Here is a 15,882-nt window from a genome sequence, read left to right on the forward strand (position 1 = left end):
TCCCAGGGGTGCGTGTCGTGTCCTGGGGCGGAGCCGCGCTGGATAGTTTCCTCCAAGATTCTCAAGCACTGAAGGGGGCGACTAGGATGGGCCGTTCATCCCCCAGAACCGGGGTCGCGACCGCCGCGGCGGCAGAACCGGGGACGCTGCTGCCAGGTGGTGGGGGACTCTCCGCGGCAATCCGGCCGTAGGGGGCGGAAGTCACAGAGCCCTGCCCGGCCGGCGCCGGTCGCAGATCACTGCTCGCGCAGCGGGACCGACACGTACGACGGGTCGGTCGCCGGCGAGGAGAAGGTCAGCCGCGCGCCGGACGGGTTGTGCTCGAGGTAGAGCGGGTCGACCGTGTCGACCACCAGGGCCAGCCGATGCCCTGCCGGGACGTCGTAGGCCGTGGAGAACAGCTCCAGGTCGAGACCGAACGGCTTTCCGGGCGTTCGCCCGTGGAAGGTGTACGGCGCGTGCGAGACCAGCTTGCCGAGGCCGAGCGGCCCCACGTCATAGACGTAGGCGACGAGGGTGCCGCTCTCCTCGGTCGGGGTGAGCGTGGTGTGCAACCGGGCGGTACCGCGCACCTGTTGCGCCGTGGCGTACTTCTGCGACTGCCACACGGCGGCCCAGTACCGGGGGAGCAGGGGGATCGAGGCGACCGGGGGGACCCGTGCGACCTGGTCGAGGATGCTGGAGAGGAACACGATCCCGCCGTCGGCGCCCGAGTCGACGTTCGTGTGGATCGTGGTGGTGCCGGCCAGGGCGATCTTCTCGCGGGTGGCGCCCACCGACTTCCAGTCCGGATAGCCCTCGTAGCCGTCCGTGGAGCGGGACGTGAGCTGGACGGGCTGTTCGCGGTCGATGCCGTTGTCGACGCCCTTGAGGTAGTGGTCCATCCAGCGCCGGGTGTCCGTCCACACGTCGTTGGGCAGGCCGAACAGGCCGGGGAGTTCGGCGGTCGCGTGGTCGCCGGGGCGCAGTTCCAGCCGCTTGGGGCCGGTCAGCCGCTCGTAGAGGGCGGCGGACTGGTTGGGCGGGAAGATGGTGTCGCCCCAGGCGCCGGCCATCAGCACGGCCGTGCCGTTCTCGTCGAGCAGGTCCAGGTAGCTCGCGGGGGAACGTTTCCTCCCCCAGGCGACGATCTCCTGCTCCTTCGTCAGGTCGGAGTCGTAGAAGGCGGAGAAGATCTCCCGGGACTCCGCGCTCTGCCGGCCGGCGACCGTGCCCACCGTGTCGAGCACGGCGGCCGCCTGGAGGTGCTGGGTGCGGCCGGAGTAGATCGAGTCGATCAGATCTCCCCAACCGCTGAGCGAGGCCACGGCCTTGACCCGCGGATCGTGCGCGGCGGCCAGCAGGCTGATGCCCGCGCCGTAGGAGACGCCCGCCATGCCGATGTGCCGCGCGTCCGCCGGGGTGTGGGCGAGCGCCCAGTCGACGACCTTGGACGCGTCGGCCACGTCGCGCGGACCGGCCACGTCGATCTCGCCGCCCGACTGCCAGAAGCCGCGCACGTTGTAGCCCAGCACGACATACCCGTCGTCGGCGAGCCGCTGCGCCTGGGCGAGGTACTGCACCTGAGGGAAGCCCCAGCTGGTGGGGAGCACGATCAGCGGGTAGCGGCGGGCGCCGTCGGCGCCGGCCGGGGTGATCACGTTGGCCTTCAGGACCGTGCCGCCGTCCCCGGCGATGTCGACGTACCGGACCGCGCCCTCGGCGGCCTGCGCGGCGGGCGCGAGGCCCAGGACGCCACCGGCGACCAGGGAGGCGGACACGGCACCGACGGCGGTCGTGCGCAGGGCCCTACGGCGCGGTCGTCGTCCCACGGGTCACTCCTCGGCTGCGTCACTGCAAAAGTGACCCGACGGTAACCGGCGGCCTTACCGGAAGTAACCCGTCAGTAAGTTACGTGGCGGTAACGATTGGTTCGGCGGGCAGCGGCGCCTGGGACACCCGGGTCACGTCCTCGACCAGCTCGACCACATCGGGGCCGTACGCCTGCGAGTTGACGACCTTCAGGAGCAGGACGAAGGAGTTGCCGCCGTACTTGCGGGCCAGCCGCTCGTGATGCCGGACCAGATACCGGGTGGCGGCCTGGTTGTTGATGGCGCGCTGCCCGCAGAACAGGAACACCGGCCGCGCCTCGCGCCGCTGACCCGCCGTCAGCCGGGCCAGCAGCACGTACTCGGTGATGCCCGCGTCCATCCGGTACTGCTCGGTGCCGATCCGGAACGCGAGGCGGTCCGGCCCCGGCTCCCGGTCGGTGTTGACCCGCACCCCGGGCAGCATCGCCTGGAGATGGGCCGCCATCCGCCGGTTGGACCCCGGGCCGCCCATGCAGAACTCCGTCCGCTCCCCGAACCCCTGCCGGGCCGCGTCCTGGGTGACCACCTCGGCGCCCGCCCCGCAGTCCTTGATGAGCGCGGCGAGCTCCAGCAGCGCGAACACGTCGTGGCGGTGCACCGCGAGATCCGGGCCGCCCGCGTCACGGTTGACGACGAGCAGGCACTCGGAGTGCTCCGGCAGCCCGAAGAAGGCCTGCTTGCGCCGGAGTTTCCGGCGCCACAGGTAGGTCCGGGCCACCCAGCCGAGCGCGGCGCTCAGGCCGGTCGCGACGATCCCCAGGACGATGTTGCGCACGTCGTCGTTCATGGGCGCGCATGGTAGCGGGCGGACATGCCGTTGACGTACCCGTGTTCGAGGTGTGGCAGTCGTATGACAGTGCCCGGAAGGAGCCTGTCGAGGCCCCCCGAATCTGGCTACGCTGCGCGGACGGTTCCCGACTGGAGGTACGGATGCGTCGCCCTGTCGCGCGGAAACTGTCGGTCCTGGCGGTCTCGGCCGCCGTGGTCACGGTGGGGGCCGCAGCGCCGCCCGCCGCCGGGAGAACGACCCCTGGGAAGGTCCCCGTCGCCGTCGGGTACGGCGGTGCCGTCGCCAGCGTCGACGCGGACGCCTCCGCCGCCGGCATCGAGGTGCTCAGGAAGGGCGGCAACGCCGTCGACGCGGCCGTCGCCACCGCCGCCGCCCTCGGCGTCACCGAGCCCTACTCCTCCGGCATCGGCGGAGGCGGCTACTTCGTCTACTACGACGCCAAGTCCCGTACGGTGCACACCATCGACGGCCGCGAGCGGGCACCGCTCACCGCCGACGCGAACCTGTTCCTGGAGAACGGCGCCCCGCTCGCCTTCGCCGACGCCGTCAGCAGCGGCCTGAGCGTCGGCACCCCCGGCACCCCAGCCACCTGGGCGACCGCGCTGGACCAGTGGGGCAGCCAGCAGCTCGGTTCGGTCCTGAAGCCCGCGGAGCGCATCGCCCGCGAGGGCTTCACCGTCGACGACACCTTCCGCTCCCAGACCGCCGCCAACGAAACCCGCTTCCGCTACTTCCCGGACACCGCGAAACTGTTCCTGCCCGGCGGCCAACTCCCGTCCGTGGGGTCCACGTTCAAGAACCCCGACCTCGCGGGGACCTACCGGGAGCTGGGCCGCAAGGGCGTCTCGGCGCTCTACGAAGGCGACCTCGGCGAGGACATCGTCGACACCGTCAACCACCCGCCCGTGGACCCGGCCTCGGGCTGGAAGGCCCGCCCCGGCGCCCTGACCGCGAACGACCTCGCCGCCTACCGCGCCAAGCTCCAGGCGCCCACCAGGACGACGTACCGCGGCCTCGGCGTCTACTCCATCGCCCCCTCCTCCTCCGGCGGCACCACCGTCGGCGAGGCCCTCAACATCCTCGAGAACACGGACCTCACGAAGGCGAGCGAGGTCCAGTACCTGCACCACTACATCGAGGCCAGCCGGATCTCGTTCGCCGACCGGGGGCGCTGGGTCGGCGACCCCGCCTTCGAGGACGTCCCGACGAAGCAGCTGCTGTCGCAGAAGTACGCCGACTCGCGCGCCTGCCTCATCAAGGACGACGCGGTGCTCACCAGCCCCGTCGCACCCGGCGATCCGCGCAACCCGGCCGCCTGCGGCACCGGGGGCACGGCGGCGCCGACGACGTACGAGGGCGAGAACACCACCCATCTCACGGTGGCCGACAAGTGGGGGAACGTCGTCTCCTACACGCTCACCATCGAGCAGACCGGCGGCAGCGCGATCACCGTCCCGGGCCGCGGCTTCCTCCTCAACAACGAGCTGACGGACTTCTCCTTCACCCCCGCCAACCCGGCCGTGCACGACCCGAACCTGCCGGGTCCGGGCAAGCGGCCGCGTTCCTCCCTCTCCCCGACGATCGTCCTCGACCGGCAGGGCAAGCCGGTGGTGGCGCTCGGCTCGCCCGGCGGAGCCACCATCATCACCACCGTGCTCCAGACCCTCACCGAGTTCCTCGACCGGGGCCTGCCGCTCGTCGACGCGATCGCCGCGCCCCGCGTCAGCCAGCGCAACGCGGCCCAGACGGACATGGAACCCGCCCTCTACAACGACACCGGCCCCGACGGCATCAGGTCCCAACTGGAGGCGATCGGGCACTCGTTCAGGCTGAACGCCGAGATCGGCGCGGCGACCGGGGTGCAGCGGCTGCCCGGCGGGAAGTGGCTGGCCGCCGCCGAGACCGTACGGCGCGGCGGCGGTTCGGCCCAGGTCGTGCACCCGGCGTCATAGCTCCGGGGCGGGGACGGGCGGCTCGGTGCGGAACGCGAGCTGCCCGTCCTCCGCCTCCACCCGGACCCGGTCCCCGTTCTTGATCCGGCCGTCGAGCAGCAGCCGCGACAGCCGGTTGTCCACCTCGCGCTGGATCGTGCGGCGCAACGGCCGGGCCCCGTACTCGGGTTGGTAGCCGCGCTCGGCCAGCCAGTCCACCGCCCCGGCCGCGAACTCCACACCGATGCCCTGCGCCTGCAGCAGCCGCCGGGTCTTCTGCAGCAACAGGTCGGTGATCTGCCGCAGTTGGTCGCCGGTGAGCTGGTGGAAGACCACGATCTCGTCGATGCGGTTGAGGAACTCCGGCCGGAAGTGGTCCCGCAGCGGCCGCAGGATCTGCTCCCGCCGCGCCTCCTCGTCCGCCTCGGCGCCGCCCGGTCCGAAGCCGATGCCGGCGCCGCGCCGGCCGATCGCCTCCGATCCCAGGTTGCTCGTCATCACGATCACCGTGTTGGTGAAGTCGACCGTACGGCCCTGGGAGTCGGTCAGCCGTCCGTCGTCGAGCACCTGCAGCAGGATGTTGAAGACGTCCGGGTGTGCCTTCTCCACCTCGTCGAGCAGCAGCAGCGAGTACGGGTGCCGGCGCACCACCTCGGTGAGCTGACCGGCCTCCTCGTGGCCGACGTACCCGGGCGGGGCGCCCACCAGCCGGCTGACGGTGTGCCGCTCCTGGTACTCGCTCATGTCGAGCCGGACCATCCGCTCCTCGCTGCCGAACAGGGCCTCCGCGAGCGCCCGGGCCAGCTCGGTCTTGCCGACCCCGGTCGGCCCGAGGAAGAGGAAGCTGCCGATCGGCCGCTCCGGGCTCGACAGCCCGGCGCGCGAGCGCAGCACCGCGTCCGAGACGACCCGTACGGCCTCCTCCTGGCCCACCACCCGCTGGTGCAGATGCTCCTCCAGCCCCAGCAGCCGGTCCTTCTCCTCCTGGGTGAGGCTCGCGACCGGGATGCCCGTCTGCCGGGACACCACCTCGGCGACGGCCTCCGCGGTGACCTCCAGGTGCTGGCCCTCGTCGACCTCCTCCTCACCCGAGGTGTCCGCGATGCGCTGCTTCAACTCGGTGATCCGGTCACGCAGTTGGGTGGCCAGCTCGTACTGCTCGTCCGCGACGGCCTGGTCCTTGTCCCGGGCGAGCTGCTCGGCCTCGCGCTCCATCGCCCGTACGTCCGTGCCCTTGGTGCGGGCGCCGAGGCGCACCCGGGCCCCGGCCTGGTCGATCAGGTCGATCGCCTTGTCCGGCAGCCGGCGGTCGGTGAGATAGCGGTCCGACAGCTCCACGGCCGCCACCAGCGCCTCGTCGGTGTAGCGGACCTGGTGATGGGCCTCGTAGCGGTCGCGCAGCCCGCGCAGGATCTCGATCGTGTCCGGCACGGTCGGCTCGGGCACCAGGATCGGCTGGAAGCGGCGGGCGAGCGCCGCGTCCTTCTCGATCCGCCGGTACTCCTCCAGCGTCGTCGCCCCGACGACATGCAGCTCGCCGCGCGCCAGCGCCGGCTTGAGGATGTTCCCGGCGTCCATCGAGCCGCCCTCGCCGCCCCCGCCCGCGCCGACCACCGTGTGCAGCTCGTCGATGAACACGATCAGCTGGTCGGAGTGGGCGCGGATCTCGCCCACGATGCTGTTCAGACGCTCCTCGAAGTCGCCCCGGAAGCGGGTGCCCGCGACCACCCCGGTCAGGTCCAGGGCGATCACCCGGCGGCCGTCCAGCACGTCCGGCACGTCCCCGTCCGCGATGCGCTGGGCGAGCCCCTCCACCACGGCGGTCTTGCCGACGCCCGCGTCCCCGATCAGCACCGGGTTGTTCTTGCCGCGCCGGGACAGCACCTCGATGGTCTGCTCGATCTCGTCGTCCCGGCCGATCACCGGGTCGATCCGGCCCTGGCGGGCCAGCTCGGTGAGGTCGCGGCCGTACTTGTCCAGGGTGGGGGTGCCGGTGGGGCGCTGCCGCTCGGGGTGCGCCTGGGCGGTCTCCGTGGCCTCGGGCGGCAGCCCGGCGGGGGCGAACCGGGCCGCGTTCAGGATGTGCCCGGCCGCCGAGTCCGGGTTCGCGGCGAGGGCGCTGAGCACATGCTCGGGGCCGATGTACCCCGCCCCGCGCGACCGGGCCAGGTCGTGCGCGTCCAGCAGGGCCCGTTTGGCGGCCGGGGTGAGGGACAGCGAGGTCGGCGGGGGCGCCTCGCCCGGCGGGTGCTGCACCGGCCCCGACCGCTTGTCGATCTCCGCCGCCAGCGAGTCGGGATCCGCGCCGACCCGGCTGAGCAGGCTCCGGGTCGGCTCCGCGGAGAGGGCCGCGCGCAGCAGATGCTCGGTGTCCAGGTCACGGCTGCCGTGCTCGGCGGCGTACTGGGCGGCGCCCCGGACCAGTTCCCGGGCCGGCTGGCTCAGGAGCTGGCCGATGTTGATCTGGCGGGGGCCGGGGCGGGGGCCGCCGAAGAAGCGGGCCAGGAATTCACCGAAGGGGTCGCCCTCCGGGCCGATGTAGCCGCTGGTCATGGCGTTCCGTTCGATCGACGTGCGTGGCCGGGCGGACGGGTGCCCTGGCCGTGCCGGGCTACACCACGATTGCACGTTCCGAATGGCGCGGCATGTCCTGCGCGGTGCCGTTGTGTGGCGAGTGCGGGTGGTATGTGGTTGATCGCGCAGTTCCCCGCGCCCCTTGAGGTTGGCTGTGGTCACCGCCTCTCTGTCAGGACCCGGGGACCCTCCTCCGTGATCGCCACCGTGTGTTCCGTGTGGGCGGCTCTTGAGCCGTCGTTGGTGCGGAGGGTCCAGCCGTCGGGGGCCGTGTGCCAGTCGTCGCGGCCGCTCGCGATGAGCATGGGCTCGATGGCGATCGCCATGCCGGCGCGCAGGCGCAGGCCCCGGCCGGGGCGGCCCTCGTTGGGGACCCCGGGGTCCTCGTGCATATGGCGGCCGATGCCGTGGCCGCCGAAGCCGTCGGGGATGCCGTAGCCGCCCGTACGGCAGACCGTGCCGATCGCGTGGGCGATGTCGCCGATGCGGTTGCCGGGGACCGCCGCCGCGATGCCGGCCGCCAGGGCCCGCTCCGCCGTGTCGATCAGCCGGAGGTCCGCCGGGCGCGCCCGGCCGACGGTGAAGCTGATGGCCGAGTCGCCGACCCAGCCGCCCAGCCGTGCCCCGCAGTCGACGGAGACGAGGTCGCCGTCGCGCAGCCGGTGGGCGGTGGGGATGCCGTGCACGATCGCGTCGTTCACGGAGGTGCAGATCACCGCCGGGAACGGGGTCGGCGCGAAGGCCGGACGGTAGCCGAGGAAGGGCGAGTCCGCGCCCGCCTCCCGCAGGACGTCCCGCGCCACCTCGTCCAGTTCCAGCAGGGAGACGCCCACGCCGGCCGCCTCGCGCACCGCGGTCAGGGTCCGCGCGACGACCTGGCCGGCTTCGTACATGGCGTCGATCGACGCCCGGGTCTTGAGTTCCACCATGCCAATTACTATACCGGTATTAGAATGACGGCATGGTGCGTAACCCGTTGACCCCCGAAGAGCGCGAGCGCGGCGAGCGGCTCGGGCGGTTGCTGCGCGAGGCGCGCGGCGGCCGGAGCATGGCCGAGATCGCGGCGAGCGCGGGCATCTCCGCCGAGACCCTCCGCAAGATCGAGACCGGACGGGCGCCGACCCCGGCGTTCTTCACCGTTGCCGCGCTGGCCGTCGCGCTGGGGCTGTCCATGGACGAGCTGGCGGGGCGGTGTGCGTTGGCCGGGGTGTGAGGGCGGCGCGTACTCGGCCGGGGCGGGGCTCTTTCCGGCCAAGGCGCGTGCGGCGCCCTCCGCGTCCGCTTTGAAAACTCGTCGTAGCCCGGCTGTAACACTGCTGGTGTTTTCTGACGGTCGGAGTGTTCCGGTCGGGCGGGAGCTGTGCGATGGGTGTGGATCAACTCCCGGGCCGGGTGCGGGAGTTCGCGAACTACCTGAACGGGCTGCTGGCGCGCCTCGATCAGGGCGGCGGCTGGTGCGCGGTGTTCTGGCAGCGCGATCCCGACGGTATGCAGGCCTGCCTCGACGGGCGGGAGATGCCGCCCTGGGACGTCGTGGAAGCGGTGCTCCAGGACTTCGCCGCGGAGTACGGCACCCCGGCCGCCGCCCAGGAGGCCGATCGCGCCCGGTCCCTGCACGCGGCCGCGCTCCTCGCGTACGACGCGCGTCCCGGCGGCCGTGAGGCGCTCGGCGACCGGCTCGACGTGATGCTCCGCGAGCAGCGCTACGCCGCCGAACGCCAGGCCGAGTTGGGGCGGCTGCTCGGCGCCGCGGCCACCCAGGAGGACGCCGAGGCCATCCGTCTCGACCTCGCCTGGGCCCATGACGACCACGAACGCGCGGTCGCACGCTGCGCCGAACTCCGCCACCGGATGACCGAGTGGGAGCGCCGGGCGGGGGAGGACCGCATCGCCGACACCCATGCGCTACGCCGGCCGTCGACCACGTACGGGAGCACGTCGTCGTACGGGAGCGGGAGTGACAGTTGGGGCGTGAGGGAGGCGCAGGGCGACCCTGAGGCCTTCGGGAGCAGGGCCGCGGGCGGCCTCGCGGCCTCCGGCCGCGGCATGCAGGCCGAGGCGTCCCACCCGGACCCCCGACACGGCGGCGAAGCGGCGGCGGGACCCGGCGGCCACACACACGGACCCGAGGCCGTGCCGGCCCCCGCCGGTCACCTGCGGCCCGAGGCGGCGCCGGCCCCCGGCGGTCACCCGCACGCCGAGGCTGGCCAGGTCTCCGGCGGTCATGTGCGGGGTGAGGTGGGTCAGGTCTTCGGAGGTCATCCGGGGGGTGAGGCTGCGCGGGTCTCCGGCGGTCGTTTGCGGGGTGAGGTTGGTCAGGTCTCCGGTGGTCATCCGGGGGGTGAGGCTGCGCGGGTGTCCGGCGGTCGTTTGCGGGGTGAGGTTGGTCAGGTCTCCGGAGGTCATCCGGGGGGTGAGGCTGCGCGGGTGTCCGGCGGTCGTTTGCGCGGTGAGGCAGGCCAGGCTTCCGGCGGTCATCTGCGGGGCGAGGCTGCGCAGGCCCCCGGTAGTTCCTTGGGCGCCGAGGCGATCTCGGCGCCCGGCGGGCACCCGGGGGCCGAGACGGCGCCGGTGCCCGGCCCCTCGGGGTACGGCGTCGGTGCGGCGGCCGGTTCCCCGGATCCCGCCCGCGACGGGGAACCCTCGGTGGGCGGCCGAGGCGCCGCCGGACCGGCTGCCGGTTCCCCCGCGTTCAACCCGGCTTCCCCCTCCGCCTTCACCCCGGCCTCGGCCTCCGGCTCGGCCTACGCCCCGGCCGCCCCCTCCGCCTTCACCCCGGCCCCGGCCGTCTCCTCCGGCCACACCCCGGTCGCCCCCTCCACCTCCGTCTTCGACTCGGTCTCCGTGTTCGAGCCGGCTCCCGGGCAGGGGGCCGGGCGTCAGGACGGCGGTGAACTCGCCCCGGAGGAGGAGACCGGTCCCGCCCATGACCGGAGTGCGCAGGCCGACCCCGAGCCCGGGAAGGGCGCCAAGCAGAAGAAGCGGCGGCGGGGCAGTGCCCGGTTCGCCGGGATGGCTCAGGAGGAGGACGACGCCGTCGTCGTACCGCCGAGTGCCGCGCCCTTGGCGCCCGAACCCGGTCCCGCGGCCCGGCGTACGCTGCGCGGCGCCCGGTTCGCCGGGGCGGCCGCGCGGGCGGAGCGGCGGGAGGAGCCGCAGCGGGAGCCGCTGGACGCCGAGGCGCGGCGGGAGACCGTGCGGGCGGTGGAGCGGCTGGTGGGGCTGCGGGGGGAGGGCCGCAGCGGCGAGGCGCACGCGCTGCTCGTCGAGCTGGCGTACTGGCCGGCCGCCCGGATCCCGCTGCTCGCCGCGGAGCTCCAGCGCGCCGGGCTCAGCGCCGACTGGACGACCCTGCTCTGGGAGGCCGCCTCACTGCCCGCCGACCGGCTGGTGGAGGCCGCGGACGCCCTGGTCGCGGTCGGGCGCACGGCGGACGGCGAGCAGATCCTGCGGCAGGGCGTCGCGCGTCCGGCCGAGGAGATCGGCGAGGCCGTCCTCGGGCTGCACACGGGCGGCCGCCGCCGCGAGGCCCGCGCCCTGCTCGACGCCTACGTCCGCGTCCGCACCCCGGAGGAGGCCGCCCGCAGCGCCGCCCCCGACCCCCAGACCCTCGTCCCGCTGCTCCTGGAGGCCGCCCGGGGCGTCTCGGAACAGCGCCGCTGGGACCTGGTGCACGCCCTGCGGGTGGCCGGCTTCACCGCCTGACGGGGGCGCACGCTACGCCGTACGCCTCCCGGCTCACCCACGTGAGTGTGAAACGCGATCGACTCCGCGGGTTAACGACGATGGTCTTGGCAAGCCCCTCCCGGAGGCTTACGTTCGTCCCTCTACGACCTTCGTCTACGGGCGTAGAGGCTCTGACGTCCCGTCGAAGGAGCAGCTCATGACCGACGTCGTACGTGCCGCACTGGTCCAGGCCACCTGGACCGGCGACACCGCGTCCATGGTGGCGAAACACGAGGAGCACGCCCGCGAGGCGGCCCGGCAGGGCGCGAAGGTGATCGGGTTCCAGGAGGTCTTCAACGCCCCCTACTTCTGCCAGGTGCAGGAGCCCGAGCACTACCGCTGGGCCGAGCCGGTGCCGGACGGGCCGACCGTGCGTCGTATGCAGGACCTCGCGCGCGAGACCGGCATGGTGATCGTCGTCCCCGTGTTCGAGGTCGAGCAGAGCGGTTTCTACTACAACACCGCCGCCGTGATCGACGCCGACGGCTCCTACCTCGGCAAGTACCGCAAGCACCACATCCCGCAGGTCAAGGGCTTCTGGGAGAAGTACTACTTCCGGCCGGGGAACCTCGGCTGGCCCGTCTTCGACACGGCCGTCGGCAGGATCGGCGTCTACATCTGCTACGACCGCCACTTCCCCGAGGGCTGGCGGCAGCTCGGCATCAACGGCGCCCAGCTCGTCTACAACCCCTCCGCCACCCACCGCGGTCTGTCCAGCCACCTGTGGCAGCTGGAGCAGCCCGCCGCGGCCGTCGCCAACGAGTACTTCGTCGCCGCGATCAACCGTGTGGGAGTGGAGGAGTACGGGGACAACGATTTCTACGGGACGTCGTACTTCGTCGACCCGCGAGGGCAGTTCGTGGGCGAGGTCGCGAGCGACAGGAGCGAGGAACTCGTCGTCCGCGACCTGGACTTCGACCTGATCGAAGAGGTGCGGCAGCAGTGGGCCTTCTACCGCGACCGCCGCCCCGACGCCTACGAAGGGCTGGTACAGCCGTGAGCGACCTGTACGCGCGTCACCGGAACGTCCTGCCGGACTGGCTGGCGCTCTACTACGAGGAGCCGCTGGAGATCACGCACGGCGAGGGACGGCACGTCTGGGGCGCCGACGGCACGAAGTACCTCGACTTCTTCGGCGGCATCCTGACGACGATGACCGCCCACGCCCTGCCCGAGGTGACCAAGGCGGTCAGCGATCAGGCCGGGCGCATCGTGCACTCCTCCACGCTGTACCTCAACCGGCCGATGGTCGAGCTCGCCGAGCGGATCGCCCAGCTCAGCGGCGTCCCCGACGCCCGGGTCTTCTTCACGACCTCCGGCACGGAGGCCAACGACACGGCCCTGCTGCTCGCCACCACCTACCGGCGCAGCAACACCGTGCTGGCCATGCGCAACAGCTACCACGGCCGCTCCTTCAGCGCCGTCGGCATCACCGGCAACCGTGGCTGGTCCCCGACCTCCCTGTCCCCGCTCCAGACGCTGTACGTGCACGGCGGGGTGCGCGGCCGCGGACCGTTCGCCGAGCTGGACGACGAGGCGTACATCGCGGCCTGTGTCGACGACCTCAAGGACCTGCTGGGACACACCCGCCCGCCGGCCGCCCTCATCGCCGAGCCCATCCAGGGCGTCGGCGGCTTCACCTCGCCCCCCGACGGCCTGTACGCGGCCTTCCGGGACGTGCTGCACGAGCGGGGCGTCCTGTGGATCGCCGACGAGGTCCAGACCGGCTGGGGCCGCACCGGCGACCACTTCTGGGGCTGGCAGGCGCATGGCCGCAGCGGCCCGCCCGACATCGTGACCTTCGCCAAGGGCATCGGCAACGGCTCCTCCATCGGCGGGGTGATCGCCCGCGCCGAGATCATGAACTGCCTGGACGCCAACAGCATCTCCACCTTCGGCGGCACCCAGCTCACCATGGCCGCCGGCCTCGCCAACCTCACCTACCTCCTGGAACACGACCTCCAGGGCAACGCCCGGCGCGTCGGCGGTCTGCTCATCGAGCGGCTGCGGTCCGTCGCCGCCCAGGACCCCGGCGTACGGGAGGTGCGCGGACGCGGTCTGATGATCGGCGTCGAGCTGACGAAACCCGGCACCGACCGGGCCGACCCGGAGCGGGCGTCCGCCGTGCTGGAGGCGGCCCGCGCGGGCGGACTGCTGATCGGCAAGGGCGGCGGGCACGACACCAGCGCCCTCAGGATCGCCCCGCCGCTGTCCCTCACCGTCGCGGAGGCCGAGGAGGGCGCCGCGATCCTTCAGAGCGCGCTGAGGAGCACGCAGTAGCAGCGGCACCCGCCGCGCAGTCCCGGCGCCCACCGCGCCGGTCGAGCAAGGGAACACCGCCATGACCACCACCCTGGAGACCTGGGGCCCCGTCGAGCCCCTGGAACCCGCCCTGTCGGTCCGTCAGGTCCTGTCCCTGGAACGCGTCCTGGCCGGGGACCCCGAGGTGGTGGCCGGCGCGGACCGGCTCGACCGGCCGGTGCGCTGGGTGCACGTCGCCGAGGCGCCCGACGTCGGCGTGATGCTCACCGGCGGCGAGATGGTCCTCACCACCGGTGTGCTGCTCGCCGGGGACGAGACCGCCCAGGCCGAGTACATCCGGTCCCTGCACCGCGCCGAGGCCGCCGCCGTGGTCCTCGGCCTCGGGCGCGCCTTCCCCGCCCCGCCCGACGCGATGCGGCGTGCCGCCGAGCGCTGCGGGCTGCCCCTGGTCGTGCTGCACCGGCCGTTCCCGTTCGCCGAGCTGACCGAGGAGGTCCAGTCCCGGCTGGTGCGCCGCAAGTTCGCCGCCGTCAGCCTCTCGGAGGCCGTACGGACCGCCCTGACCGGGCTGATGACCGCCGGGGCGCCGCTGCAGCGGCTGCTCGACGAGATCGCCCACCACACCGGCTGTCCCGTCGTCGTCACCAACCTCGCCCACCGGGTGCTGGCCACCGGCGGGGAGCGGTCGGCGGTCGACGACGTGCTGCGGGACTGGGAACGCATCGCCCGGCAGGCCGGCGGCAACGAGGGCGACGGCTGGATCCGCGCCGAACTCGGCGGCCGCGGCGAACGGTGGGGCGAGATCATGCTCTGCGGCTACCGCGGCGACACCGCCGGCGGCCGGCTGCTCGCCGACCGGGCCGCCGAGGCGCTCGTCCTGCACCGCATGCTCGGCGGCGCCTCCGCCCACACCTGGGAGGAGCAGTCCGCGCAGAGCCTGCTCACCGACCTCGCCTCCGGTGTCGTACCGGCCCGCCAGCTGCTGCCGCGGGCCCGCGCGGCCGGACTGCCCGTCAACCGGCGCACCTTCGTCCCCCTCGTCGTCCGCGACGGCGAACCCGCCGCACTCGACCGCATGCTGCGGCTGCTGGGCCTGCCCGGACTGGTCGCGGAGCTCGCCGACGGGGCCACCGCCGTGCTGCTCAGCCTCGCCCGCGACCAGGACGCCGAGGTCCTCGCCGCACACTTCGCGGCCCGGCTGCGCACCGAGTCCGGCGAGGCCCGCACGGTCGTCGCCTCGGCCGGAGGGCGCACCCTCTGGGAGGACGTCCCGGCCGGACTGCGCGAGGCCCAGCACGTCGCCGACGCCGTCGCCGACTCCTCGGCCGCCCTCGACCTGCCGCCCGTCGTGCGGCTCAGGGACGTCCATCTGCGCGGTCTGATCAGGCTGCTGCGCGACGACCCGCACGTCCAGGCCTTCGCCGAGCGCGAGCTCGACGGACTGCTCTGCGCGGCCGGCGACGACCTCCTCGCGGTGCTGCGCACCTATCTCGCCACCGGCCGCAACAAGTCCCGCACCGCCCAGCTCCACCATGTCTCCCGGCCGGCCCTCTACCGCCGTCTGGAGGCGATACAGGCCCGGCTCGGGGTGGACCTGGACGACTTCGAACAGGCCGCCTCGGTCCATATCGCGCTGCTCGCGCACGACGCCCAGCAAGCCTGAACCCACCGGTCCCGGCAGCCCCGGGCAACAGCCCCGAAACATGGAACGACCTGCGAAAACGGCGGTGAAACATGGGACTTGGCGGACGTGACACGGTGGCACGCCCAGCTCCCCCAGACGTGACACCGTGCAACTCAAAGCGGGCTCGCGGGCTTTCTAAGGTCCTCTCACACCGAGCGACCGGAGGTCCCGATGAGCAGAGTGATCCGCGCCGCCGTGTTCCAGACGGCCTGGACCGGCGACAAGGAATCGATGATCCAGGTACACGAGCAGGCGGTCCGCGACGCGGCCGCGCAGGGTGCTCAGGTCCTGTGCTTCCAGGAGCTGTTCTACGGGCCCTACTTCTGCCAGGTGCAGGACCCGCAGTTCTACGAGTACGCCGAGCAGATCCCGGACGGCCCGATCGTCCAGCGCTTCCAGGCGCTCGCCCGCGAGCACGGCATCGTCCTGGTGCTCCCGATGTACGAGGAGGAGCAGCCGGGCGTCCTCTACAACACCGCCGCGGTGATCGACGCCGACGGCTCCTACCTCGGCAAGTACCGCAAGCACCACATCCCGCAGGTCAAGGGCTTCTGGGAGAAGTTCTACTTCCGCCCGGGGAACGTCGGCTGGCCGATCTTCGACACGGCCGTCGGGAAGATCGGCGTCTACATCTGCTACGACCGCCACTTCCCCGAGGGCTGGCGGGCCCTCGGCCTCGCGGGAGCCGAGATCGTCTTCAACCCCTCGGCCACCTCGCGCGGCCTGTCCGCCTACCTCTGGCAGCTGGAGCAGCCGGCGGCGGCCGTCGCCAACGAGTACTTCGTCGGCGCCATCAACCGGGTCGGCACCGAGGAACTCGGCGAGAACGACTTCTACGGGACCTCCTACTTCGTGGACCCGGAGGCCCAGTTCGTCGGCGAGGTCGCCAGCGACAAGGAGACCGAACTCGTCGTCCGCGACCTGGACATGGCCAAGCTCCGCGAGGTCCGCGACCGCTGGCAGTTCTACCGCGACCGCCGCCCGGAGGCGTACGGCCCGCTGACGACCCCGTGAACCTTGCAGTTCCCCGCGCCTGTGTCTTTCAGGGGCGCGGGGAACTGCGCG

11 protein-coding genes are annotated in these 15,882 nt (G+C 72.8%); 7 read left to right on the forward strand and 4 right to left on the reverse strand.

Annotation, left to right across the window (positions count from 1 at the left end):
- Window positions 1–236: 236 nt before the first annotated feature.
- A complete protein-coding gene (locus ACYQ8Q_RS35950) occupies window positions 237–1,811 on the reverse strand; it encodes a CocE/NonD family hydrolase (RefSeq protein ID WP_460070834.1) in 1,575 nt (524 codons plus the stop codon).
- Window positions 1,812–1,890: 79 nt separating this feature from the next.
- Entirely contained in the window at window positions 1,891–2,637 is a 747-nt protein-coding gene (locus tag ACYQ8Q_RS35955; RefSeq protein ID WP_460070835.1) for a hypothetical protein, read from the reverse strand.
- A 143-nt stretch (window positions 2,638–2,780) separates the two neighbouring features.
- Between ACYQ8Q_RS35955 and ggt the strand changes: the two genes are divergently transcribed.
- Window positions 2,781–4,592, forward strand: a complete 1,812-nt coding sequence (ggt, locus tag ACYQ8Q_RS35960) for a gamma-glutamyltransferase (protein WP_460070836.1) — start codon at window positions 2,781–2,783, stop codon at window positions 4,590–4,592.
- Here the strand turns inward: ggt and ACYQ8Q_RS35965 are convergent.
- Together ACYQ8Q_RS35965 and map are read right to left on the reverse strand one after the other, a co-directional pair.
- Window positions 4,587–7,124, reverse strand: a complete 2,538-nt coding sequence (locus tag ACYQ8Q_RS35965) for an ATP-dependent Clp protease ATP-binding subunit (protein ID WP_460070838.1) — start codon at window positions 7,122–7,124, stop codon at window positions 4,587–4,589. The two genes, ggt and ACYQ8Q_RS35965, sit on opposite strands and share 6 nt — an antisense overlap.
- Window positions 7,125–7,303: 179 nt before the next feature.
- Window positions 7,304–8,074, reverse strand: coding sequence for a type I methionyl aminopeptidase (map, locus tag ACYQ8Q_RS35970; protein ID WP_460070839.1), 771 nt, complete (start codon window positions 8,072–8,074; stop codon window positions 7,304–7,306).
- Window positions 8,075–8,106: 32 nt separating this feature from the next.
- On the opposite strand from map, the gene ACYQ8Q_RS35975 reads away from it, so the two are divergent.
- From ACYQ8Q_RS35975 to ACYQ8Q_RS36000, 6 genes are all read left to right on the forward strand, one after another.
- On the forward strand, window positions 8,107–8,358 hold the full coding sequence (locus ACYQ8Q_RS35975) for a helix-turn-helix domain-containing protein (protein ID WP_055634566.1): 252 nt from the start codon (window positions 8,107–8,109) through the stop codon (window positions 8,356–8,358).
- 152 nt (window positions 8,359–8,510) lie between these two features.
- Window positions 8,511–10,850: a hypothetical protein gene (locus ACYQ8Q_RS35980; RefSeq protein WP_460070840.1), complete on the forward strand. Its 2,340-nt coding sequence runs from the start codon at window positions 8,511–8,513 to the stop codon at window positions 10,848–10,850.
- 178 nt (window positions 10,851–11,028) lie between these two features.
- Window positions 11,029–11,871 carry a nitrilase-related carbon-nitrogen hydrolase gene (locus ACYQ8Q_RS35985; protein WP_460070842.1) on the forward strand — a complete coding sequence of 281 codons (843 nt, stop codon included), beginning with the start codon at window positions 11,029–11,031 and terminating at the stop codon, window positions 11,869–11,871.
- Window positions 11,868–13,151 (forward strand): aspartate aminotransferase family protein, encoded by a 1,284-nt coding sequence (locus tag ACYQ8Q_RS35990; protein WP_460070843.1) that lies wholly within the window; start codon window positions 11,868–11,870, stop codon window positions 13,149–13,151. The genes ACYQ8Q_RS35985 and ACYQ8Q_RS35990 overlap by 4 nt, the downstream gene beginning before the upstream one ends.
- A 61-nt stretch (window positions 13,152–13,212) precedes the next feature.
- Window positions 13,213–14,796 carry a PucR family transcriptional regulator gene (locus ACYQ8Q_RS35995; RefSeq protein ID WP_460070844.1) on the forward strand — a complete coding sequence of 528 codons (1,584 nt, stop codon included), beginning with the start codon at window positions 13,213–13,215 and terminating at the stop codon, window positions 14,794–14,796.
- A gap of 192 nt (window positions 14,797–14,988) precedes the next feature.
- A complete protein-coding gene (locus tag ACYQ8Q_RS36000) occupies window positions 14,989–15,831 on the forward strand; it encodes a nitrilase-related carbon-nitrogen hydrolase (RefSeq protein ID WP_460070845.1) in 843 nt (280 codons plus the stop codon).
- Window positions 15,832–15,882: the final 51 nt, after the last annotated feature.

It is taken from the genome of Streptomyces sp. YKOK-I1, from assembly GCF_054660435.1.